The sequence below is a fragment of the Pseudomonas sp. SK3(2021) genome (assembly GCF_016772375.1).
GTDB classification, from domain to species: Bacteria; Pseudomonadota; Gammaproteobacteria; order Pseudomonadales; family Pseudomonadaceae; genus Aquipseudomonas; species Aquipseudomonas chlororaphis_I.
Genome location: NZ_CP061943.1, coordinates 2,275,504 through 2,298,501, shown reverse-complemented (window position 1 = coordinate 2,298,501; position 22,998 = coordinate 2,275,504). Strand labels below are relative to the sequence as shown.

The window sequence follows — 22,998 nt, the reverse complement described above, 5'->3', positions numbered from 1 at the left end:
TCCCTGGACGAGCCCCGGCTCTACCGCTCTCCCTCGCCCTTCGCTGCAGGATCAGGTCTCTGTCAATGAGGCACTTCTTAAATTCCTGAAAAAAACTTCAACAATTGGCGAAGACCGCCGACAACCTATCAAAGCCTTGCGGATAGAAAACCATGCGTAACAACCAGCCCGTCACCCAGCGCGAACGTACCTTTCCGGCTCAGCAACGGTTGATCTCCACCACCGATGCCAAAGGCGTGATCACCTACTGCAACGATGCCTTCGTTGAAATCAGTGGGTTTTCTCGTGAGGAACTGGTCCGCGCACCGCACAACCTGGTCCGTCACCCCGACGTTCCGGCCGCGGTGTTCGCGCATATGTGGGCCACCCTGAAACAAGGCTTGCCATGGATGGGCATTGTCAAGAATCGCTGCAAGACCGGTGACCATTACTGGGTCAATGCCTACGTGACACCGGTCTTCGAAGGCCAGCAAGTGGTCGGCTACGAGTCGGTGCGGGTCAAGCCCACCGCCGAGCAGATCCGCCGCGCCGAAGCGCTTTACCAACGCATCAACCAGGGCAAGTCGGCGATTCCGAAACGCGATAAATGGCTGCCGGTGCTCCAGGACTGGCTGCCGTTCATCCTGGTCAGCCAGCTGAGCTTCCTGATTGGCGCCTGGCTCGACTCTTCCTGGGGCTTTGCCCTCGCCGCCGGCCTTTGCGTGCCGCTCGGCCTGCTCGGGCTGAGCTGGCAACAGCGTGGCCTCAAGCGCTTGCTGCGCCTGGCCGAGCAGACCACCTCCGACCCGCTGATCGCCCAGATGTACACCGACAGCCGTGGCGCCCAGGCGCGTCTGGAGATGTCGATCCTCAGCCAGGAAGCCCGCCTGAAAACCTGCCTGACCCGCCTGCAGGACACCGCCGAGCACCTCAACGAGCAGGCACGGCAGTCCGATACCCTGGCGCACAACAGCTCCAGCGGCCTGGAACGCCAGCGTGTGGAAACCGAACAGGTGGCCACCGCGGTCAACCAGATGGCCGCCACCACCCAGGAAGTGGCCAGCCACGTGCAGCGCACCGCCGACGCCACCCAGGAAGCCAATCGCCTCACCGGGCGCGGTCGCGACATCGCCGGGGAAACCCGCGAAGCAATCCAGCGCCTGTCGGTGGTGGTGGGTGAAACCGGCCTGACCGTGACCCAGCTGGCCAAGGACAGCGACGAAATCGGCGGCGTGGTCGATGTGATCAAGGGCATCGCCGACCAGACCAACCTGCTGGCGTTGAACGCGGCCATCGAAGCGGCGCGCGCCGGGGAAATGGGTCGCGGCTTCGCAGTGGTGGCCGACGAGGTTCGCCAACTGGCGCAACGCACCAGCGAATCCACCGGCCAGATCCACAACCTGATCGCCAAGCTCCAGCAAACCGCCAGCACGGCGGTGCAGACCATGGACGCCGGGCATCGTCAGGCCGAGGAAGGCGTGGCCCGGGTGCTGGAAGCCGACCAGGCGCTGGTCGGCATCAGTGAAGCGGTGGCCAACATCACCGACATGACCACCCAGATCGCCGCCGCCACCGAAGAGCAAAGCGCAGTGGCCGAAGAGATCAGCCGCAATATCAGTACCATCGCCCAACTGGCCGACCAGACCTCGGAGCAGGCCCAGAACTCGGCACAGCTCAGCGAAGAGCTGACCCGCACCGCCAACACGCAATACTCGTTGGTCGAACGCTTCAACCGCTAAGCCGCAAAACAAAAAACCCGGAAGGTCCGCCTTCCGGGTTTTTTATTGCCTTTTTCCAGCCCCGCGCGCGTCTTCTGTATCTGTAGCGAAGCTTGCTCGCGATGGCAGCTTGGCAGTCGCCACCGTTGTCGCCTTGAAAACAATCGCGAGCAATCGAGCGTCGACCGGCTGCTACAGAAGAGTCGCTCAAGCATTCAGACTGCGCAAAACCTCGGCAACCTTCTGCGCGGCTGCCTCCAAGTGCTGCTCATGGGTGAAGCCCGAGGCCTTGAGCGGTTTCAGGTCATGGTCGGCGGCGACCAGCCAGAACAGCTCGATAGCCGGTGCCAGCGCATAGGCTTCGACCGCCGCCCGGTTACCCAGGGCGTCGCGCTCGCCCTGGACGATCAGGGTCCTGGTGCGCAATTCGGCCAAGTGGGCGACCCGCGGCTTCTCCGGTTTGCCGGCGGCATAAAACGGATACCCGAGGCACACCAGTGCATCGGCGCCCAGTTCGTCGGCCAGCAAACTGGCCATGCGCCCGCCCATGGACTTGCCGCCGATGGCCAGCCGCCCAGCGACATGAGGTCGCACCTGGGCATACACCTCACGCCAGCACTCCAGCAGCTTCGGCGCCGGGTTAGGCGGCCGTTTTCCACCATCGAGGCGACGCTGGGCCGTGTAGGGAAACTCGAAGCGCAGGACGTTGACCCCATGCGCCGCAAGGCGTGCGGCCATGTCACTCATGAAAGCGCTGTCCATCGGCGCGCCGGCGCCATGGGCCAGGATCAGGGTCAGCGATTCGCCGGCCGGCGGCTGCCGCGCGGCATCCCAGAGCCAGCCCCGTTCCCGCACGCACTGCGCCCATTGATCCCCGTCAATAACAGCCCCTTGCCGTTTGCCCATGCTTACCTCGCTTTTAGTCTGCCTATAACTCCAGAAGAAGTGAGCGCGCCTTGCCGTGCGCAGTCGCTTTCACTTCAGCTGAACCGTGGATGGGGAACCATGAACACTTCTATCAGTACCGCCTACAACTACAAGGTGGTCCGCCAATTCGCCATTATGACGGTGGTGTGGGGCATCGTCGGCATGGGGCTCGGGGTTTTTCTCGCTGCCCAGTTGGTCTGGCCCGAACTCAACTTCAACCTGCCCTGGACCAGTTTCGGGCGCCTGCGCCCGCTGCACACCAACGCGGTGATCTTCGCCTTTGGCGGCTGCGCCTTGTTCGCCAGCTCCTTCTACTCGGTGCAACGCACCTGCCAGACCCAGCTGTTCGCGCCGAAAATCGCCGCGTTCTGCTTCTGGGGCTGGCAGCTTGTAATCCTCTTGGCGGCCATCAGCCTGCCGCTGGGCTACACCAGTTCCAAGGAATACGCCGAGCTGGAATGGCCGATCGACATCCTCATCACCATCGTCTGGGTGGCCTACGCCATCGTGTTCTTCGGCACAGTGATGAAGCGCAACACCAAGCACATCTACGTCGGCAACTGGTTCTTTGGCAGTTTCATCATCACCGTGGCCATCCTGCACATCGTCAACAACCTGGAACTGCCAGTCAGCCTGACCAAGTCCTACTCGGTGTATGCCGGTGCGACCGACGCCATGGTCCAGTGGTGGTACGGCCACAACGCGGTGGGCTTCTTCCTGACCGCGGGCTTCCTGGGGATGATGTACTACTTCGTGCCCAAGCAGGCCGAGCGTCCGGTGTATTCCTATCGCCTGTCCATCGTGCACTTCTGGGCGCTGATCACCCTGTACATCTGGGCCGGTCCGCACCACCTGCACTACACCGCGCTGCCTGATTGGGCACAGTCCCTGGGCATGGTGATGTCGCTGATCCTCCTGGCACCGAGCTGGGGCGGCATGATCAACGGCATGATGACCCTCTCCGGCGCCTGGCATAAGTTGCGCAGCGACCCGATCCTGCGCTTCCTGGTGGTGTCCCTGGCGTTCTACGGCATGTCGACCTTCGAAGGTCCGATGATGGCGATCAAGACGGTCAACGCCCTCTCCCACTACACCGACTGGACCATCGGCCACGTACACGCCGGCGCACTGGGCTGGGTAGCGATGATCTCCATCGGCGCGCTGTACCACATGATCCCGAAAGTCTTCGGTCGCCAGCAGATGCACAGCATCGGCCTGATCAACGCGCACTTCTGGCTCGCCACCATTGGCACCGTGCTCTACATCGCCTCGATGTGGGTCAACGGTATCGCCCAAGGCCTGATGTGGCGCGCCGTCAACGAAGACGGGACCCTGACCTACTCCTTCGTCGAAACCCTGGTGGCCAGCCACCCAGGCTTCATCGTGCGGCTGGCCGGCGGCGCGATCTTCCTCTTCGGCATGTTGCTGATGGCCTACAACACCTGGCGCACCGTGCGCTCGGCACAGCCAGCCGAAATCACCGCCGCTGCGCAGATGGCCTGAGGAGTCCGCCATGAAACACGAAGTCATCGAGAAAAACGTCGGCCTGCTGATGCTGCTGATGGTGTTTGCCGTGAGCATCGGCGGTCTGACCCAGATCGTCCCGCTGTTCTTCCAGGACGTCACCAACAAGCCGGTCGAAGGCATGAAGCCCTACACCGCCCTGCAGTTGGAAGGCCGCGACATCTATATCCGCGAAGGCTGCGTCGGCTGCCACTCGCAGATGATCCGCCCGTTCCGCGCCGAGACCGAACGCTACGGCCACTACTCGGTCGCCGGCGAGAGCGTCTGGGACCACCCGTTCCTGTGGGGCTCCAAGCGTACCGGTCCGGACCTGGCCCGGGTCGGCGCCCGCTACTCCGACGACTGGCACCGCGCGCACCTGTACAACCCGCGCAACGTGGTGCCCGAGTCGAAGATGCCGGCCTACCCGTGGCTGGTCACCCAGCCGGTCGACAGCAGCCACACCGAGACCAAGCTGCGCGCCATGCGCACCCTCGGCGTGCCGTACAACGACGACGATATCGCCGGTGCCGTCGCCTCCCTCAAGGGCAAGACCGAGATGGACGCCCTGGTCGCCTACCTGCAAGTGCTTGGCACTGCGATCAAGAGCAAGAGGTGAGCCATGGGTCTTGAACTCGATAGCGGCATGATCCGCGGGCTCGGCACGCTGGTGGTGATGATTGCCTTCATCGGCCTGTCGATCTGGGTCTTCAACGCCAAGCGCAACCCGGAGTTCGCCCAGGCGCGCCTGCTGCCCTTCGCCGACGAACCTTCGCCGGAAGTGCCCGGCAATCCATCTGATGACGCTCAATCCGAAGAGCATGCGACAAGGAGCATTCGGCCATGACCACCTTCTGGAGTACGTACATCTGCGTACTGACCATAGGCAGCCTGATCGGCCTGACCTGGCTGTTGATCGGCACGCGCAAGGGCGAGACCAAGGGCAGCGTCGACCAGACCATGGGCCACAGCTTCGACGGCATCGAGGAGTACGACAATCCGCTGCCGCAGTGGTGGTTCATGCTGTTCGCCGGCACCTTGGTGTTTTCCGTCGGCTACCTGATCCTCTACCCGGGCCTGGGCAACTGGAAAGGCATCCTGCCGGGCTATGAGGACGGCTGGACCCAGACCAAGGAGTGGGAAAAGGAAATGACCAAGGCGGACGTGAAGTTCGGCCCGATCTTCGCCAAGTTCGCCGCCATGCCCGCGGAAGAAGTGGCCAAGGACCCGCAGGCGCTGAAAATGGGCGGACGCCTGTTCGCTTCCAACTGCTCGGTGTGCCACGGCTCGGACGCCAAGGGCGCCTTCGGCTTCCCTAACCTTGCCGACAACAACTGGCGCTGGGGCGGCAATGCCGACACCATCAAGGCCACCATCATGGGTGGCCGCATGGCGGCCATGCCGGCCTGGGGTGAAGTGCTGGGCGAGGACGGGGTGAAAAACGTCGCGGCCTATGTGCGTCACGAACTCGCCGGCCTGCCGTTGCCCGCCGACAGCAGCGCCGATCTCGTCGCTGGCAAGCAAGCCTTCAGCACCACCTGCGTCGCCTGTCATGGCGCCAACGGCCAGGGCACTGAAATCATGGGAGCGCCGAACCTGACGCAACCGGCGGGCTTCATCTACGGCACCAGCCTGCCCCAGCTGCAACAGACCATTCGCCACGGTCGCCAGGGCCACATGCCAGCGCAGAACGAACTGCTCGGCAACGACAAGGTCCAGCTGCTCGCGGCCTATGTCTACAGCCTCTCTCACGGCGACAAGCCACAAGCTGCAAGCGACAAGTAAAAAACAACGGCAAGCTGCAAGTTTTTGACTTGCAGCTTGCCGCTTGAAGCTTCCCCCCTCCTCCTTTGCGACCAAGTGTCGCACCCTCTCTGTCCCCTGCCTTTCCACTCTCCGGATTCGGGTCTAAGCTGCTTCGCAGTGGACTGGCACTGGCCGGTCACAGACCAGAAGTAGCCGTTCCATTCGAAGCCGTCGTTCGAGGACAGGCCGCAAAGGCTGGTTTATACCGGCTGTCGTGCCACTTACCGTCTGTCGCTCGTTCAAGGGCTTTCCACACACCCGGTTACAGCTGACCTGTACCCCCTCGCCTTTTTCATCCGCTGCGACATTTTGTCCGGGGCCGATTTTGTCCTTACTCCGCGCATGGAAAGGCCGCAGAATCAGCTTTTGAAAGCATTGACCCAGGTCATGGCGCGTTGCAATGACCCCCTGCTTTCTCCATACTTGCGGCCGATTTTTACTCCTAATAAAACACCCAAACCGTGGAACCTTAGAATGAGCACAGCAATCAGTCCGACTGCTTATAACTATAAGGTAGTCCGCCAGTTCGCCATCATGACGGTGGTCTGGGGGATCCTTGGCATGGGGCTCGGTGTCTTCATCGCCTCGCAACTGGTCTGGCCGGAGTTGAACTTCGGTCTGCCATGGACGACCTTTGGACGCCTGCGCCCCCTGCACACCAACCTGGTGATTTTCGCCTTCGGTGGATGTGCGTTGTTTGCCACTTCTTACTACGTCGTGCAGCGAACCTGCCAAACGCGACTGATTTCCGACAGCCTGGCGGCCTTCACCTTCTGGGGTTGGCAAGCCGTGATCGTCGGCGCGATCGTTACCTTGCCGCTGGGTTACACCACTACCAAGGAATACGCGGAACTGGAATGGCCTCTGGCTATCCTGCTGGCTATCGTCTGGGTCACCTACGGTCTGGTGTTCTTCGGCACCATCGTCAAGCGCAAGACCAAGCACATCTATGTGGGTAACTGGTTCTACGGTGCCTTCATCGTGGTCACCGCGATGCTGCACATCGTCAACCACGCGTCCCTGCCGGTCAGTTTCTTCAAGTCCTACTCTGCCTACTCGGGCGCGACCGACGCCATGATCCAGTGGTGGTACGGCCACAACGCGGTGGGTTTCTTCCTGACCACGGGCTTTCTGGGGATGATGTACTACTTCGTGCCGAAACAGGCCGAGCGTCCGATCTACTCCTATCGCCTGTCCATCGTGCACTTCTGGGCGTTGATCACCCTGTACATCTGGGCCGGTCCGCACCACCTGCACTACACCGCGCTGCCGGACTGGGCGCAGTCCCTGGGCATGGCCATGTCGATCATCCTGCTGGCGCCAAGCTGGGGCGGCATGATCAACGGCATGATGACCCTCTCGGGCGCCTGGCATAAGCTGCGCACCGACCCAATCCTGCGCTTCCTGGTGGTGTCCCTGGCGTTCTACGGCATGTCGACCTTCGAAGGTCCGATGATGGCGATCAAGACCGTCAACTCGCTGTCGCACTACACCGACTGGACCATCGGCCACGTACACGCCGGCGCACTGGGCTGGGTAGCGATGATCTCCATCGGCGCGCTGTACCACATGATCCCGAAAGTCTTCGGTCGCCAGCAGATGCACAGCATCGGTCTGATCAACACCCACTTCTGGCTGGCAACCATCGGTACCGTGCTCTACATCGCCTCGATGTGGGTCAACGGCATCACCCAGGGCCTGATGTGGCGTGCAATCAACGATGACGGCACCCTCACCTACTCCTTCGTCGAAGCCCTGCAGGCCAGCCACCCTGGTTTCATCGTGCGCGCCCTGGGCGGTGCGTTCTTTGCCGCCGGCATGCTGTTCATGGCGTACAACGTGTTCCGCACCGTTCGCGCCTCGAACCCGGCTGAAGCTGAAGCCGCCGCTCAGATCTCTGTAGTTGGAGCTCACTGATGAAGCATGAAGCAGTAGAGAAGAATATCGGCCTGCTGGCCTTCTTCATGGTCATCGCCGTCAGCATCGGCGGCCTGACCCAGATCGTCCCGCTGTTCTTCCAGGACGTCACCAACAAGCCGGTGGAAGGCATGAAGCCGCGCACCGCCCTGGAACTGGAAGGCCGCGACGTCTATATCGCCAACGGCTGTGTCGGCTGCCACTCGCAGATGATCCGTCCGTTCCGTGCCGAAACCGAACGCTACGGCCACTACTCGGTCGCCGGTGAAAGCGTCTGGGACCACCCGTTCCTGTGGGGTTCCAAGCGTACCGGTCCGGACCTGGCCCGCGTCGGTGGTCGTTACTCCGACGACTGGCAGCGTGCGCACCTGTACAACCCGCGCAACGTTGTACCTGAGTCGAAAATGCCGGCTTACCCGTTCCTCGTAGAAAACAAGCTCGACGGCAAGGACACCGCGAAAAAAATGGAAGTCTTGCGCACGCTCGGCGTCCCTTACACCGACGAAGACATCGCCGGTGCCAAGGATGCCGTGAAGGGCAAAACCGAAATGGACGCGCTGGTGGCCTATCTGCAAGGCCTGGGCACCATCATCAAAAGCAAACGGTGATTTAGATGGATATCGGGATGATTCGTGGCCTGGGCACCGTAGTGGTGATGGTGGCCTTCATCGGCCTGGCACTGTGGGTGTTCAGCCCCAAGCGCAAGTCCGAGTTCGAAGACGCGACCTTGCTGCCGTTCGCGGATGATCCCGAAGCCATCAAGCACGTCGAGCAAGCTTCTAGGAGTAACAAAGAATGACTACGTTCTGGAGTCTGTACGTCACAGTCCTCAGTCTGGGTACCATCTTCGCCCTGACCTGGCTGCTGCTGTCGACCCGCAAGGGCCAGCGCGCCGAGCAGACCGACGAGACGGTCGGCCACTCCTTCGACGGGATCGAGGAGTACGACAACCCGCTGCCGAAATGGTGGTTCATGTTGTTCGTCGGCACCATCGTCTTCGCCCTGGGTTACCTGGTGCTGTACCCGGGCCTGGGTAACTGGAAAGGCCTGCTGCCAGGCTACAACTACCTGGATACCGAAAAGCAGACCCCCTTCGCCAACGGCCAGACCGGCTGGACCGGCGTGCACGAGTGGGAAAAGGAAATGGCCAAGTCGGATGCCAAGTTCGGTCCGATCTTCGCCAAGTTCGCCTCCATGCCGATCGAAGAAGTCGCCAAGGACCCGCAAGCCCTGAAGATGGGTGGCCGCCTGTTCGCCTCCAACTGCTCGGTCTGCCACGGTTCCGACGCCAAGGGCGCCTATGGCTTCCCGAACCTGACCGACGCCGACTGGCGCTGGGGCGGCGAGCCGGAAACCATCAAGACCACCATCATGGGCGGTCGTCACGCGGTGATGCCGGCCTGGGCCGAAGTCATCGGCGAGCAAGGCGTCAGCGATGTGGCCGCCTATGTACTGACCAACCTCGATGGCCGCAAGCTGCCGGAAAGCGCCAAGGCCGATCCGGCCAACGGCCAGAAGATCTTCGCCGCCAACTGCGTGGCGTGCCACGGTCCGGCCGGCAAAGGCACCCCAGCCATGGGCGCGCCTGACCTGACCCACCCGGGCGCGTTCATCTACGGCTCGAGCTTCGCCCAACTGCAGCAGACCATCCGTTACGGCCGCCAGGGCCAGATGCCTGCCCAGGAACAACTGCAAGGCAACGACAAGGTTCACCTGCTGGCCGCTTACGTCTACAGCCTGTCCCACAGCGACAAGCCGGCGGACGCCGAGTAAGGCAGACACCTTCGGGTAACAGAAAAGGCCCCGCCAATGTCCATTGGCGGGGCCTTTTTATTTTCCTCTCCCCTCACGTCCGTCGCTCCACCCCCACTTGAGATTGCCCCTTTCCCGTCAGGAGTAGTAACGTTGCTACATTAAATTTTTTGTCGAGGGTATGACGATGCCTACCACCACCATCTCCAGTCGCGAATTCAATCAGGACACAAGTGGTGCCAAAAAAGCCTCAAGAAACGGCCCGGTCATCATCACCGACCGTGGCAGGCCCGCCCATGTGCTGCTAAGCATTGAGGACTACGAAAAACTGAGCGGTCTGAACACCAGCATCGTCGACATGCTGGCCATGCCTGAAGCGCCTGAAATCGACTTCGAAACAGAGCGCGCAACCATCATTCCTCGCGAGATCGATCTGTCCTGATGTTTTTGCTCGATACCAACGTTGTGTCCGAATTACGCAAGCCCAATGCTGATTGCAAGGTAGTGGCCTGGGCTCAGACCGTGGCGCCCACCAACCTGTTTTTATCAGTCATTACGTTATTGGAACTGGAAACCGGCATCCTGCGGTTGGAACGCCACGATCGCACCCAAGGGGCGCTGCTGCGTGCCTGGCTGGAACTGCGCGTGATGCCCGCTTTCGACGGACGAATACTGGCCATTGACCACGCTGTTACTATGCGCTGCGCCCGATTGCACGTTCCGGATCGCAGCAATGAATACGATGCCCTGATTGCGGCGACCGCCCTGGAACACGGGCTGACAGTCGTTACCCGCAACATCGCCGACTTCCAGTCCAGCGGTGTGCAACTGCTCAACCCGTGGAACGATTGAACGCGGTCGCGGCAAAAAGCGTCCATAATTCACTAGTCAATTGATTCAAGTCACTACACCATCAATTGATTTCCCCCAACGCGACCAAAGGTCGCACCCTTGAGCTAGAGCGACAGGCGTATCATTGCGCCACTGCAACACCCCTATTTGATCGCGGTCGGCACGTACTGACCGGGGCATTTCTCCACTGCCGTGGGATGCAATGATGAGCAACCAGATTCCGGTACATGACGTTACCCCGCCTGCCAAGAATTCGAACAACAGCGTAGACCTCTACGCCTCTCGGGAAAAAATCTACACACGCGCTTTCACTGGCCTCTTCCGCAACTTGCGAATGGTGGGCGGCGCAGCTCTGTTCCTGCTGTATTTCGGTACGGTGTGGCTCAACTGGGGCGGCCACCAGGCCGTCTGGTGGAACCTGCCGGAGCGCAAGTTCTTCATCTTCGGCGCTACCTTCTGGCCCCAGGATTTCATCCTGCTGTCCGGGCTGCTGATCATCGCCGCCTTCGGCCTGTTCTTCATCACCGTGTACGCCGGGCGCGTCTGGTGCGGCTATACCTGCCCGCAAAGCGTCTGGACCTGGATTTTCATGTGGTGCGAGAAGGTCACCGAAGGCGACCGCAACCAGCGCATCAAGCTCGACAAGGCGCCGATGAGCGCCAACAAGTTCTTGCGCAAGTTCAGCAAGCACAGCCTCTGGCTGCTGATCGGCTTCGTCACCGGCATGACCTTCGTCGGCTACTTCTCGCCGATCCGCGAGCTGGTCATCGACTTCTTCACCGGCCAGGCCGATGGTTGGTCGTACTTCTGGGTCGGCTTCTTCACCCTCGCCACCTATGGCAACGCCGGCTGGCTGCGCGAACAGGTGTGCATCTACATGTGCCCATACGCCCGCTTCCAGAGCGTGATGTTCGACAAGGACACCCTGATCGTCTCCTACGACCCGCGTCGCGGCGAAGGTCGCGGCCCGCGCAAGAAAGGTGTCGACTACAAGGCCATGGGCCTTGGCGACTGCATCGACTGCACCATGTGCGTGCAGGTCTGCCCGACCGGCATCGACATCCGCGACGGCCTGCAGATCGAATGCATCGGCTGCGCCGCCTGCATCGACGCCTGCGACAACATCATGGACAAGATGGGCTACCCGCGCGGCCTGATCAGCTACACCACCGAACACAACCTGTCCGGGCAGAAAACCCATAAACTGCGGCCACGCCTGATCGGCTATGCGCTGGTGCTGCTGGCGATGATCAGCCTGCTGATCACCGCCTTCTTCATGCGTTCGCTGGTGGGCTTCGATGTCAGCAAGGACCGCGTGCTCTATCGCGAGAACGCCGAAGGCCGGATCGAGAACGTCTACAGCCTGAAGATCATGAACAAGGACCAGCGCGACCATACCTACGTACTGGACGCCGCCGGCCTGCCGGACCTCAAGCTGCAAGGCCGACGCGAGGTCAAGGTGGCGGCCGGCGATATCGTCAGCATGCCGGTCGAGCTGTCGAGTTCGCCGGAGCAACTGCCGTCGAGCACCAACGAGGTGAAATTCATCCTCAAGGACGCCGACGACGAAAGCGTCCACGTTGAAGCCAAGAGCCGGTTCATCGGCCCACAAATTCGTTAAGAGAAGTCATCATGCCCGCAGCGACCGCCACAAGCCCCTGGTATAAGCACCTCTGGCCCTGGATCATCATCGGCATCCTGGCCTGCTCGGTGGCCCTGACCCTGTCCATGGTGACCATTGCGGTGAACAACCCGGACAATCTGGTCAACGACAACTACTACGAGGCAGGCAAAGGCATCAACCGTTCCCTGGACCGCGAACTGCTGGCCCAGACCCTGCAACTGCGCGCCAGCGTGCACCTGGACGACCTCACCGGCGAAGTCGACCTGCGCCTGAGCGGCAACAGCATGCCCGCCACCCTGGAACTGAACCTGATCTCGCCGACCCAGCCGGAAAAAGACCGCAAGATCACCCTCGCCCGCAGCGAAACCGAACAAGGCCGCTACATTGGCCAACTGAGCGACAAGGTCGATGGCCGCCGTTTTGTCGAACTGCTGGGTGTCGAGGGCGACAAGACCTGGCGCATGTTCGAAGAAGAACAGGTCAGCCACGACAAGGACCTGCTGCTGGGTGACGAACCGCTGCAAGGCGCGGAACACCTGGACAAGTAAGCGCCCTCCGTACATCGCCGGCTGGCTACTGTCTTCTCCCAAGCAGTGGCCTGCCGGCGATGAGGTCCGTCCCTGGAACAAAGACCCGCGATGACCACGCCACTGCCCTGCTACCACTGCGCCCTGCCCGTTCCTCCCGGCAGCCGCTTCACTGCCGTCGTGCTCGGCGCGCCCCGCGAGTTCTGCTGCCCGGGTTGCCAGGCGGTGGCCGAAGCCATAGTCGCCGGCGGCCTGGAAAGCTACTACAGCCATCGCAGCGAAGCCTCCGCCAACCCGCAAGCCCTGCCGGTGCAACTGGTGGACGAGCTGGCGCTCTACGACCGGGCGGATGTGCAGCAACCCTTTGTCCGGCATGAAGGCGAACTGGCCGAAACCACTCTGCTGATGGAAGGCATCAGTTGCGCCGCCTGTGGCTGGCTGATCGAGAAACACCTGCGCAGCCTGCCGGCGGTGGCCGAGGCGCGGCTGAACCTGTCCAACCATCGCCTGCATGTGCGCTGGGCCGACAGCCAGTTACCGCTGAGCCAGGTGCTCAGCGAACTGCGCCTGATCGGCTATGCCGCGCACCCCTACCAGGCCGACCGCGCCTCCGAGCAACTGGCCAGCGAAAACCGCCTGGCCCTGCGCCAGCTGGGCGTGGCCGGGTTGCTATGGTTCCAGGCGATGATGGCGACCATGGCCACCTGGCCAGAATTCAATATCGACCTGAGCCCCGAACTGCACACCATCCTGCGCTGGGTCGCGCTGTTTCTCACCACGCCGATCGTGTTCTACAGCTGCGCGCCGTTTTTCAAGGGCGCCCTGCGCGACCTGCGCACCCGCCACCTGACCATGGACGTTTCCGTGTCCCTGGCGATTGGCGCCGCCTACATCGCCGGGATCTGGACCTCGATCACCGGGGTCGGCGAGCTGTACTTCGATGCCGTGGGCATGTTCGCCCTGTTCCTGCTGGCCGGGCGCTACCTGGAGCGCCGTGCCCGCGAACGCACCGCCGCCGCCACCGCGCAACTGGTGAACCTGCTGCCAGCCTCGTGCCTGCGCCTGGGCGCCGACGGCCAGAGCGAACGCATTCTGCTCAGCGAACTGCGCCTGGGCGACAAGGTGCTGGTGCATCCCGGCGCCATCCTGCCGGCGGACGGCAAGATCCTCGATGGCCAGTCGAGCATCGACGAATCCCTGCTCACCGGCGAATACCTGCCGCAACCGCGCAGCATCGGCGATGCGGTCACCGCCGGCACCCTCAACGTCGAGGGCGCGCTGACCGTGGAAGTCCTGGCCCTGGGGCAGGACACACGCCTGTCGGCCATCGTCCGCCTGCTGGACCGGGCCCAGGCGGAAAAACCGCGTCTGGCGGAAATCGCCGACCGCGCCGCCCAGTGGTTCCTGCTGTTCTCCCTGATCGCCGCGGCCGCCATTGGCCTGCTCTGGTGGCAACTGGATGCCTCCCGGGCGTTCTGGATCGTCCTGGCGATGCTGGTCGCCACCTGCCCCTGCGCCCTGTCCCTGGCCACCCCGACCGCACTGACGGCCGCCACCGGCACCCTGCACAAACTCGGCCTGCTGCTGACCCGCGGCCACGTGCTCGAAGGCCTGAACCAGATCGACACGGTGATTTTCGACAAAACCGGCACCCTCACCGAGGGGCGCCTGGCCCTGCGCTCGATTCTTCCTGTGGGCGACCTCGACAGCCAGCAGTGCCTGGGCCTGGCCGCTGCCTTGGAAAACCGCTCCGAACACCCGATTGCCCGGGCCTTCGGCCGTGCGCCACTGGCTGCCGAGGAAGTCCTGAGCATGCCCGGGCTGGGCCTGGAAGGCCGGGTAGGCGAGCAACGCCTGCGCATCGGCCAGCCCGCGTTTGTCTGCGAGCTCAGCGCCTGCACGGTCCCGGCGATGCCGGACGAAGCCGGACAATGGCTGCTGCTCGGCGATACCCAGGGGCCGCTGGCCTGGTTTGTCCTCGACGATCGCCTGCGCAGCGATGCACCGGCGCTGCTGGCCGCCTGCAAGGCGCGGGGCTGGAATACCCTGCTGCTCTCGGGTGACAGTTCGCCGATGGTCGCCAGCGTCGCCGCCGAACTGGGCATCGACGAGGCCCGCGGGGGCCTGCGTCCGGACGACAAGCTGCACGTGCTGCAACAACTGCATCGCCAGGGCCGCAAAGTGCTGATGCTCGGCGACGGGGTCAACGATGTCCCGGTGCTGGCCGCCGCCGATATCAGCGTGGCCATGGGCTCGGCCACCGACCTGGCCAAGACCAGCGCCGATGCGGTGTTGCTGTCCAACCGCCTGGATGCGTTGGTGCAGGCCTTCGGCCTGGCCCGTCGCACACGCCGGATAATCGTCGAGAACCTGCTGTGGGCTGGGCTGTACAATGGCCTCATGCTGCCGTTCGCCGCCCTCGGCTGGATCACTCCGGTATGGGCCGCCATCGGCATGTCCATCAGTTCGTTGACCGTGGTGCTCAATGCCCTGCGCCTGACTCGCCTGCCGCGTCAGCCCCAGGCCGAGGCCACGCCCCAAACCCGCCCGCTGCCGGCCTGAGCCGCGCGGGCATGGAGCCTACCCATGCCAGCTCTTTACGTGATGATCCCGGCGGCGCTGCTGATCGTGGCCATCGCCATCTACATCTTCTTCTGGGCGGTCGACAGCGGCCAGTACGATGACCTCGACGGCCCGGCACACAGCATTCTGTTCGACGACCAGGACCCCAAACACACCGCCGCCATCGACGAGGCCAAGGGCCAGCCGGCGGCCGAGCAGCCGCCACACAAAGACCAGGCGCCGCCCCATGCTTGAGCTGGCGCCACTGCTGGTTTCCGCGGTGATCCTCGGCCTGCTCGGCGGCGGCCACTGCCTGGGCATGTGCGGCGGCCTGATGGGCGCCTTGACCCTGGCCATTCCCCAGGAGCAGCGCAGCCGGCGTTTTCGTCTGCTGCTGGCCTACAACCTGGGGCGCATCCTCAGTTATGCCACTGCCGGCCTGCTGATCGGCCTGGCTGGCTGGGCCGTGGCCAGCAGTCCGGCGGCCATGGCCCTGCGTGTGCTCGCTGGCCTGCTGCTGATCGCCATGGGCTTGTACCTGGCCGGCTGGTGGAGCGGCCTGACCCGCATCGAAAGCCTCGGACGTGGCCTGTGGCGGCATATACAGCCCGTGGCCAGCCGCCTGCTGCCGGTGTCGAGCCTGCCGCGCGCCTTGCTGCTGGGCGCGCTCTGGGGCTGGCTGCCGTGTGGCCTGGTCTACAGCACCCTGTTGTGGTCCGCCAGCCAGGGCAATGCCCTCGACAGCGCCCTGCTGATGCTGGCCTTCGGCCTGGGTACCTGGCCGGTGCTGCTGGCGACCGGGCTCGCGGCGGAACGGGTCACCGCGCTGCTGCGTCGGCGCAGCGTGCGCATGACCGGTGGCCTGCTGGTGATCCTGTTCGGCATCTGGACCTTGCCCGGCCCGCATCAGTATTGGTTGATGGGGCACTGAGGCTGTCGGCCATCAACAACAATCACACAAGCCCCGCCCGGCAGGCAGCGCGCGCCCGCCAGCCTTGATGCAAATCAAGATGGCCCGGGCGCCAACCCCCTAGACTCGCGAACACTGCCTGCCTACCGGGGGAATTCCCGCATGCTCGACGCCATTCGTTGGGACACCGATCTGATCCGCCGTTACGACCTGGCGGGACCGCGCTACACCTCTTATCCCACTGCTGTGCAATTCCACAGCCAGGTGGGCACCTTCGACCTGCTCCACGCCTTGCGCGAAAGCCGCAAGGCGCTGCGTCCGCTGTCGCTGTACGTGCATGTGCCGTTCTGCGCGAACATCTGCTACTACTGCGCCTGCAACAAAGTCATCACCAAGGACCGTGGGCGCGCCCTGCCCTACCTGCAGCGCCTGGAACAGGAAATCCAGCTGATCGCCTGCCATCTCGACCCCCGACAGAAGGTCGAGCAACTGCACTTTGGCGGCGGTACCCCGACCTTTCTCAGCCATGACGAACTGCGGCAACTGATGGGCCATCTGCGCCAGCACTTCAACCTGCTGGACGACGACTCGGGCGACTACGGCATCGAGATCGACCCGCGCGAAGCCGACTGGTCGACCATGGGCCTGCTGCGCGAGCTGGGCTTCAACCGGGTCAGCATCGGCCTGCAGGACCTCGACCCGGCGGTACAGCGCGCAGTCAATCGCCTGCAGAGCCTGGAAGAAACCCGGGCGGTGATCGAAGCGGCGCGCACCCTGCAATTTCGCTCGATCAATATCGACCTGATCTACGGCCTGCCGAAACAGACGCCGGACAACTTCGCTCGCACCGTCGAGGAAGTCATCAACCTGCAGCCGGACCGGCTGTCGGTGTTCAACTACGCCCACCTGCCGGAGCGCTTCATGCCGCAACGGCGGATCAACAGCCACGAACTGCCGGCGCCGGCGGAAAAACTGCAGGTGCTGCAACGCACCATCGAACAACTGACAGCCGCCGGCTACCGCTACATCGGCATGGACCATTTCGCCCTGCCCGACGACGAGCTGGCGATCGCCCAGGAAGAGTCGACTCTGCAACGCAACTTCCAGGGCTATACCACCCATGGCCACTGCGATCTGATCGGCCTGGGCGTCTCGGCCATCAGCCAGATCGGCGACCTGTACTGCCAGAACAGCAGCGACCTGACTCAGTACCAGAACCTCTTGGGTGGCGCGCAACTGGCCACCAGCCGCGGCCTGGTGTGCAATCAGGACGACCGCATCAGACGCGCGGTGATCCAGCAGCTGATCTGCAACTTCAACCTCGACTTCGAGGCCATCGAGCAGCAGTTCAACATCGACTTTCGCGGGTATTTCGGCGAGTTGTGGCCGCCACTGCAAGCCATGGCCGAAGACGGCCTGATCAATCTGAGCAATGAAAGCATCGAAGTGCTGCCCGCCGGGCGCCTGTTGGTGCGTTCGGTATGCATGGTGTTCGACACGTATCTGGAGCAACAGAATCGACAGCGTTTCTCCCGGGTCATCTAGAGCGTCAGGAGCGGTGACCTGACCGCCAGGCGCGGCAACTTGTCGCAGGTGACGGGCAAAAACTGTCGGGAGAGACAGGGCGCAAGCAAGCCTGATACTTGACGGCGAGACAATCGGCGAGTGCAAGTGACGGCCAGCGCTGGAAATACCTTGAACGGACTGCACGAGCGCATTTTTCCGCAGTGGCCTGGAGGCTACAAACGGACAGCTTTACGACTAAGCGCCAATACGGCACGGACTGGCCGGAACCTCCTCCCGTGAGTTACCCTTACGGCTTATGTGTGTTTTCCCACAAGGATTCTATTGAATGTCCGAGCCAGTAAAACTGCGCGCTCACAACCAGGCCCATTGCAAGGATTGCAGCCTGGCCCCCCTCTGCCTGCCACTTTCTCTGAATCTGGAAGACATGGATGCGCTGGACGAAATCGTTAAACGCGGTCGCCCCCTGAAAAAAGGCGAGTTCCTGTTTCGCCAGGGCGACGCATTCGACTCCGTCTATGCTGTGCGCTCCGGTGCCCTGAAGACCTTCAGTCTCAGCGACAGCGGCGAAGAACAGATCACCGGCTTCCACCTGCCCAGCGAACTGGTCGGTCTGTCCGGCATGGACACCGAGATCCACCCGGTTTCCGCCCAGGCCCTGGAAACCACGTCGGTCTGTGAAATCCCCTTCGAACGCCTCGACGAACTGGCCCTGCAGTTGCCCCAACTGCGCCGCCAGCTAATGCGGGTGATGAGCCGCGAGATCCGCGACGACCAGCAGATGATGCTGTTGCTGTCGAAAAAGACCGCCGACGAGCGCATCGCCACCTTCCTGGTCAACCTGTCGGCACGCTTCCGTGCCCGTGGTTTCTCGGCCAATCAGTTCCGCTTGAGCATGTCGCGCAATGAAATCGGCAACTATCTGGGCCTGGCGGTGGAAACCGTATCCCGGGTGTTCACCCGCTTCCAGCAGAACGCGTTGATCGCCGCTGAAGGCAAAGAGGTGCACATTCTCGACCCGATCCAGCTGTGCGCCCTCGCCGGCGGCTCCCTGGAAGGCTGAGGCAGAGCCCCCGCCCGAGCCAAGCGGCTCGGGCGGGGCTATACTGGCGCGCTCCACCTCATGCCCGCCAGGACACTGCCACGATGGCCTTCGACTCCTTCGACATCAAATCCCTGATCCGCCCAGTCATCGACTTCCCCAAGCCGGGCGTGATCTTCCGTGACATTACCCCGCTATTCCAATCGCCCAAGGCCTTGCGCCTGGTCGCCGACAGCTTTGCCCAGCGCTATGTCGAAGAAGACTTCAGCCACATCGGCGCCATGGACGCCCGCGGCTTCCTGATCGGCTCGATCATCGCCTACCAGTTGAACAAACCGCTGATCCTGTTCCGCAAGCAAGGCAAGCTGCCGGCCGATGTGCTTGCCGAGGGTTACCAGACCGAATACGGCGAAGCCTTTCTCGAGGTCCATGCCGACAGCCTGTGCGAAGGCGATTCGGTGGTGATGTTCGATGACCTGATCGCCACCGGCGGTACCCTGATCGCCGCGGCCAACCTGGTGCGCCGCATGGGCGCACGTGTCTACGAAGCCGCCGCCATCATCGACCTGCCTGAGCTGGGCGGCTCGCAACGCCTGCGAGACATGGACATTCCAACCTTCTGCCTGACGCAGTTCTCGTTGAGCGAACGGTAAAGCACACCGTAGACAAGGGGGCCGGGGCGGTACTATCGCGAGCAAGCTACGTGATAGCGCCCTACCCCTTCAGCGGGCCTACAGCCCCATCTGCTTGCTGATGATTTCGTTCATCACTTCCCGGGTGCCGCCGCCGATGGAAAGGATGCGGTTGTCGCGGTACAGCCGCTCCACCAGGCTTTCACGCATATAACCCAGCCCTCCGAGAATCTGCACGGCATCGTGGGTGATGCGGTCGGCCGTGTCGGTGGCGAAGTTCTTGGCCATGGAAATTTCCTTGATCACACTCTGGCCCGCCGCCATTTTCGCTGCCTGCCGATAAGTGAATTCGCGGGACACCTCCAGCGCGGTCGCCATCTCCGCCAGGCGATGCTTGATCACCTGGAACTTACCGATGGGCTTACCGAACGCCTCGCGCTCCCGGGCCCACTTCAGGCTCTCCTCCAACGCCAGTTGTGCGGTCATGTTGGCCATCAGGGCCAGCGCCAGGCGCTCGCTCTGGAAGTTGCCCATGATGCAGGCGAAGCCCATGTTCTCGACCCCGATCAAGTGGTTGGCCGGCACCCGGCAATCGTCGAAAAACAGCTCGGCGGTATCCGACGCCCACCAGCCCATCTTCTTCAGTTGCCGGCCGACGGTGAATCCCGGCGTGCCCTTGTCGATCAGCAGCAGGCTAATGCCGCCGAAACCAGGCTCGCCGGTGCGCACGGCCACCGTATAGAAGTCGGCGCGCACGCCACTGGTGATAAAGGTCTTGCTGCCGCTGACGCGGTAGAAGGCGCCATCGCGCAGTGCCCGGGTCTGTAGGTTGGCCACGTCCGAGCCGCCGCCGGGCTCGGTGACCGCCAGGGCGCTGATCTTCTCTCCCGCCAACACCTGCGGTACCACCCGTTCGCGAACCTCGGGCCGCGCCCATTTGACGATCGGCGGCAAACCGATGTCCAGCGAGCCCAGGCCCGCCACCAGGCCGCCGGAGCCACAGCGCATCAATTCCTCGCTGGCGGCGATCTTGGCGAACAGGTCGCCCTCGTGGCTGCCGCCCAGGGCTTCTGGATAGCCAATGCCCAGGATGCCGGCCGCGCCAGCCTTGAGATACAGCTCGCGGGGGAAGCCTTGCGCCTCCTCCCATTGATCGATGTCCGGGAGGATTTCCCGCTCGACGAAACGTCGAACGCTGTCGCGGACCAACTGATGGCTAGGGTCGAAGTATTCCTGGCAGGCAGACATCGGCAAGCTCCTCTGAAGGTTGAGGAAACTTACCTAGCGCTTGCTTGGTTTTCAAGAAAAGTCGCGTTTAACCGACAGAGCGCGGCCAGCGAGCAAGCCACTCCTGCAGCGGCGAGCTTGCTGGCCGAAACGCTTACAGGCTGATTGGCTTACGCCCGGCAAACGAGTGCGCCAGGGTGCCGCCGTCCACCAGCTCCAACTCGCCGCCCAAGGGCACGCCGTGGGCGATACGCGAGGTGATCAGGCCTTTGTTGGTCAACAGTTGGGCAATGTAATGAGCCGTCGCCTCGCCTTCCACCGTCGGGTTGGTGGCCAGGATCACCTCGGTGAAACTGCCCTGCTCTTCGATCCTAGCCAGCAGCTGGGGAATGCCGATGGCTTCCGGGCCCAGACCGTCGAGAGGCGATAAATGCCCCTTGAGCACGAAATAGCGACCGCGATAACCGGTCTGTTCCACCGCGTAGACATCCATCGGTCCCTCGACCACGCACAGCAGCGTGTCGTCACGGCGCGGATCGGCGCATTGCGGGCACAGATCGTCCTCGGTGAGGGTGCGGCACAGGCGGCAGTGACCCACGCCCTCCATGGCCTGGCTCAGCGCCTGGGCCAACCGCGTACCGCCGCTGCGGTCGCGCTCCAGCAGCTGCAAGGCCATGCGCTGGGCGGTTTTCTGACCCACGCCCGGCAAAGTGCGCAGGGCATCGATCAGTTGGCGAATCAGGGGGCTGAAGCTCATGGGTAAAGGTCCGACAAAACGACGAGACGCGGTTTATACTCGCGCCTCCGATTAGCGTCAAATGCTCAGTCCGGGGCGACCCGCACCACCAGCTTGCCAAAGTTGCGTCCTTCCAGCAGCCCGATAAAGGCTTGCGGCGCGCGCTCCAGGCCGTCGACCACATCTTCCTTGAACTTGACCTTGCCTTGCAGCACCCAGGGTGCCATGGCGCTGACAAACTCCGGTTGCCGGTCGCCGTAGTCGTCGAACACGATAAAACCCTGGATGCGCACGCGCTTGGTCAACAGCTGGCGCTGCAACAGTGGCAGGCGATCGGGCCCCGGCGGCAGTTCCTGGGCATTGTACTGGGCGATCAGCCCGCACAGCGGAATCCGCGCCTTGGGGTTGAGCAACGGCAGCACCGCATCGAACACCTTGCCGCCGACGTTTTCAAAGTAGATGTCCACGCCCGCGGAGCAGGCCTGTGCCAGCTCGTCGGCAAAATTCGGGCTGTGGTGATCGATACAGGCATCGAACCCCAGTTCCTCGACCACATAGCGACACTTGTCGGGACCACCCGCCACACCGATCACCCGCAGCCCCTTGATCTTGGCCACCTGCCCCACCACCGAGCCCACGGCACCCGACGCCGCGGCCACCACCAGGGTCTCTCCGGCCTTGGGCTGGCCAATGTCCATCAGCCCCATATACGCGGTCATCCCCGGCATACCCAGCACGCCCAGGGCCATCGAGGGGCTGGGCAAACCCGCCGGCACCGGTATCAGGTTACGACCATCGGAAATGCTGTGGCTTTGCCACCCGGTGGCGCCCACTACCAGGTCGCCTTCCTGGAATTTTGGATTCAGCGAGCGCTCGACCCGGCTGACCGCGCCGCCGGTCATCACTTCGTTTATTTCCACCGGAGCGGCGTAGGACGGCGCATCACTCATGCGCCCGCGCATATAAGGGTCCAGCGACAGATAAAGGGTCTTGAGCAGCACCTGGCCATCCGCCAGATCCGGCAGCGCCACCCGCTCCAGGCGAAAGTTTTCCGGCACGGGCGCGCCCCGGGGCCGGGAGGCCAGAACGATGCGCTGGTTGAGGGTCAATGCTTGCGACATCAGAGCAACTCCTTATCGAGAATTAAATCGAGCCATACAAAATGCAGACCCTCGTACAGCGCCCGGCGTTCGATGTTTCTCCTCCCGCGCCGCTGCCGCGGGCTGCGATCGATTGCACAGCAATCGCAAACTCCACAACCGCAATCATCCAGCCGGACTCCATCGCCTGCATGACGACCGCTCCGCGCTCGATCGCAGCCCGCGGCAGCGGCTACAGGCGGCACAAACAAAAATGCCAGGCGCGATGCCTGGCATTTTTAAGTCCGACCGATGCGCTGACGCGAATCAGAACGGCAGCTTCATACCCGGTGGCAGCTGCATGCCAGCGGTCATACCGGACATCTTGTCCTGGCTGTTGGCTTCGATCTTGCGCACGGCGTCGTTGACGGCGGCGGCGAACAGATCTTCCAGCACTTCGCGGTCATCTTCGCTGACGCCTTCCAGCAGGCTTGGGTCGATGCTCACACGCTTGATGTCGTGACGACCGGTCATGACCACGGTGACCATATCGCCACCCGCCTTGCCAGTGACTTCGGCGTTGGCCAGCTCTTCCTGCATCTTGGCCATCTTTTCCTGCATCTGCTGCGCCTGCTTCATCAGGCCGGCCATGCCACCTTTCATCATGGGAATCACCTCAAA

24 protein-coding genes are annotated in these 22,998 nt (G+C 62.9%); 19 read left to right on the top strand and 5 right to left on the bottom strand.

The annotated features are described in order from the left end of the window. Window positions 1–152: 152 nt before the first annotated feature. On the top strand, window positions 153–1,718 hold the full coding sequence (locus tag IF690_RS10475) for a methyl-accepting chemotaxis protein (RefSeq protein ID WP_202699996.1): 1,566 nt from the start codon (window positions 153–155) through the stop codon (window positions 1,716–1,718). Window positions 1,719–1,904: 186 nt separating this feature from the next. On the opposite strand, the gene IF690_RS10470 is transcribed toward IF690_RS10475, so the two are convergent. Further along, window positions 1,905–2,603 carry an alpha/beta family hydrolase gene (locus IF690_RS10470; RefSeq protein WP_252189543.1) on the bottom strand — a complete coding sequence of 233 codons (699 nt, stop codon included), beginning with the start codon at window positions 2,601–2,603 and terminating at the stop codon, window positions 1,905–1,907. A 99-nt stretch (window positions 2,604–2,702) separates the two neighbouring features. Between IF690_RS10470 and ccoN (IF690_RS10465) the strand changes: the two genes are divergently transcribed. The 18 genes from ccoN (IF690_RS10465) (at window position 2,703) to IF690_RS10380 (ending at window position 19,296) form a co-directional block, all read left to right on the top strand. Continuing rightward, window positions 2,703–4,127 (top strand): cytochrome-c oxidase, cbb3-type subunit I, encoded by a 1,425-nt coding sequence (ccoN, locus tag IF690_RS10465; RefSeq protein WP_202699995.1) that lies wholly within the window; start codon window positions 2,703–2,705, stop codon window positions 4,125–4,127. A 10-nt stretch (window positions 4,128–4,137) separates the two neighbouring features. After that, the gene (gene ccoO / locus IF690_RS10460; RefSeq protein WP_062823107.1) at window positions 4,138–4,746 is read left to right on the top strand and encodes a cytochrome-c oxidase, cbb3-type subunit II; all 609 of its coding nucleotides are present in this window, start codon (window positions 4,138–4,140) and stop codon (window positions 4,744–4,746) included. 3 nt (window positions 4,747–4,749) lie between these two features. Then, window positions 4,750–4,974: a cbb3-type cytochrome oxidase subunit 3 gene (locus IF690_RS10455; protein WP_023968526.1), complete on the top strand. Its 225-nt coding sequence runs from the start codon at window positions 4,750–4,752 to the stop codon at window positions 4,972–4,974. Then, the gene (gene ccoP, locus IF690_RS10450) at window positions 4,971–5,912 is read left to right on the top strand and encodes a cytochrome-c oxidase, cbb3-type subunit III (RefSeq protein ID WP_202699994.1); all 942 of its coding nucleotides are present in this window, start codon (window positions 4,971–4,973) and stop codon (window positions 5,910–5,912) included. The genes IF690_RS10455 and ccoP (IF690_RS10450) overlap by 4 nt, the downstream gene beginning before the upstream one ends. Window positions 5,913–6,407: 495 nt before the next feature. Beyond that, the gene (ccoN, locus tag IF690_RS10445) at window positions 6,408–7,850 is read left to right on the top strand and encodes a cytochrome-c oxidase, cbb3-type subunit I (protein ID WP_007921354.1); all 1,443 of its coding nucleotides are present in this window, start codon (window positions 6,408–6,410) and stop codon (window positions 7,848–7,850) included. Beyond that, entirely contained in the window at window positions 7,850–8,458 is a 609-nt protein-coding gene (gene ccoO / locus IF690_RS10440) for a cytochrome-c oxidase, cbb3-type subunit II (RefSeq protein WP_009042961.1), read from the top strand. The genes ccoN (IF690_RS10445) and ccoO (IF690_RS10440) overlap by 1 nt, the downstream gene beginning before the upstream one ends. Before the next feature lie 5 nt (window positions 8,459–8,463). After that, complete coding sequence (locus tag IF690_RS10435) at window positions 8,464–8,649, top strand: CcoQ/FixQ family Cbb3-type cytochrome c oxidase assembly chaperone (protein ID WP_003175465.1); 186 nt, start codon at window positions 8,464–8,466, stop codon at window positions 8,647–8,649. After that, window positions 8,646–9,623: a cytochrome-c oxidase, cbb3-type subunit III gene (ccoP, locus tag IF690_RS10430; protein ID WP_007922407.1), complete on the top strand. Its 978-nt coding sequence runs from the start codon at window positions 8,646–8,648 to the stop codon at window positions 9,621–9,623. Before IF690_RS10435 ends, ccoP (IF690_RS10430) begins: the two co-directional genes overlap by 4 nt. 166 nt (window positions 9,624–9,789) lie before the next feature. After that, window positions 9,790–10,044 carry a type II toxin-antitoxin system Phd/YefM family antitoxin gene (locus IF690_RS10425; protein ID WP_009047943.1) on the top strand — a complete coding sequence of 85 codons (255 nt, stop codon included), beginning with the start codon at window positions 9,790–9,792 and terminating at the stop codon, window positions 10,042–10,044. Beyond that, window positions 10,044–10,454 carry a type II toxin-antitoxin system VapC family toxin gene (locus IF690_RS10420; RefSeq protein WP_202699993.1) on the top strand — a complete coding sequence of 137 codons (411 nt, stop codon included), beginning with the start codon at window positions 10,044–10,046 and terminating at the stop codon, window positions 10,452–10,454. The genes IF690_RS10425 and IF690_RS10420 overlap by 1 nt, the downstream gene beginning before the upstream one ends. Window positions 10,455–10,659: 205 nt before the next feature. Further along, window positions 10,660–12,075 carry a cytochrome c oxidase accessory protein CcoG gene (gene ccoG, locus IF690_RS10415; protein WP_202699992.1) on the top strand — a complete coding sequence of 472 codons (1,416 nt, stop codon included), beginning with the start codon at window positions 10,660–10,662 and terminating at the stop codon, window positions 12,073–12,075. A gap of 11 nt (window positions 12,076–12,086) precedes the next feature. After that, entirely contained in the window at window positions 12,087–12,626 is a 540-nt protein-coding gene (locus IF690_RS10410; RefSeq protein WP_023968521.1) for a FixH family protein, read from the top strand. A 90-nt stretch (window positions 12,627–12,716) separates the two neighbouring features. Then, window positions 12,717–15,167, top strand: coding sequence for a heavy metal translocating P-type ATPase (locus tag IF690_RS10405; RefSeq protein WP_202699991.1), 2,451 nt, complete (start codon window positions 12,717–12,719; stop codon window positions 15,165–15,167). Between the two features lie 24 nt (window positions 15,168–15,191). After that, window positions 15,192–15,422: a cbb3-type cytochrome oxidase assembly protein CcoS gene (gene ccoS / locus IF690_RS10400; RefSeq protein ID WP_009047938.1), complete on the top strand. Its 231-nt coding sequence runs from the start codon at window positions 15,192–15,194 to the stop codon at window positions 15,420–15,422. Then, window positions 15,415–16,098, top strand: coding sequence for a sulfite exporter TauE/SafE family protein (locus IF690_RS10395; protein ID WP_202699990.1), 684 nt, complete (start codon window positions 15,415–15,417; stop codon window positions 16,096–16,098). Before ccoS ends, IF690_RS10395 begins: the two co-directional genes overlap by 8 nt. Before the next feature lie 141 nt (window positions 16,099–16,239). Then, window positions 16,240–17,622 carry an oxygen-independent coproporphyrinogen III oxidase gene (gene hemN / locus IF690_RS10390; protein WP_202699989.1) on the top strand — a complete coding sequence of 461 codons (1,383 nt, stop codon included), beginning with the start codon at window positions 16,240–16,242 and terminating at the stop codon, window positions 17,620–17,622. A 307-nt stretch (window positions 17,623–17,929) separates the two neighbouring features. Continuing rightward, window positions 17,930–18,664 (top strand): Crp/Fnr family transcriptional regulator FnrA, encoded by a 735-nt coding sequence (gene fnrA, locus IF690_RS10385; RefSeq protein WP_009047936.1) that lies wholly within the window; start codon window positions 17,930–17,932, stop codon window positions 18,662–18,664. Between the two features lie 83 nt (window positions 18,665–18,747). Then, window positions 18,748–19,296 carry an adenine phosphoribosyltransferase gene (locus IF690_RS10380; RefSeq protein ID WP_202699988.1) on the top strand — a complete coding sequence of 183 codons (549 nt, stop codon included), beginning with the start codon at window positions 18,748–18,750 and terminating at the stop codon, window positions 19,294–19,296. A gap of 78 nt (window positions 19,297–19,374) precedes the next feature. Here the strand turns inward: IF690_RS10380 and IF690_RS10375 are convergent, their stop codons facing one another. The 4 genes from IF690_RS10375 to IF690_RS10360 form a co-directional block, all read right to left on the bottom strand. Beyond that, window positions 19,375–20,523, bottom strand: a complete 1,149-nt coding sequence (locus tag IF690_RS10375) for an acyl-CoA dehydrogenase family protein (RefSeq protein WP_202699987.1) — start codon at window positions 20,521–20,523, stop codon at window positions 19,375–19,377. Window positions 20,524–20,656: 133 nt separating this feature from the next. Further along, window positions 20,657–21,259, bottom strand: a complete 603-nt coding sequence (recR, locus tag IF690_RS10370; protein ID WP_009047933.1) for a recombination mediator RecR — start codon at window positions 21,257–21,259, stop codon at window positions 20,657–20,659. Window positions 21,260–21,324: 65 nt separating this feature from the next. Continuing rightward, entirely contained in the window at window positions 21,325–22,359 is a 1,035-nt protein-coding gene (gene curA / locus IF690_RS10365) for an NADPH-dependent curcumin/dihydrocurcumin reductase (RefSeq protein WP_202699986.1), read from the bottom strand. Between the two features lie 285 nt (window positions 22,360–22,644). Next, entirely contained in the window at window positions 22,645–22,983 is a 339-nt protein-coding gene (locus tag IF690_RS10360; RefSeq protein ID WP_009047931.1) for a YbaB/EbfC family nucleoid-associated protein, read from the bottom strand. Window positions 22,984–22,998 lie beyond the last annotated feature (15 nt).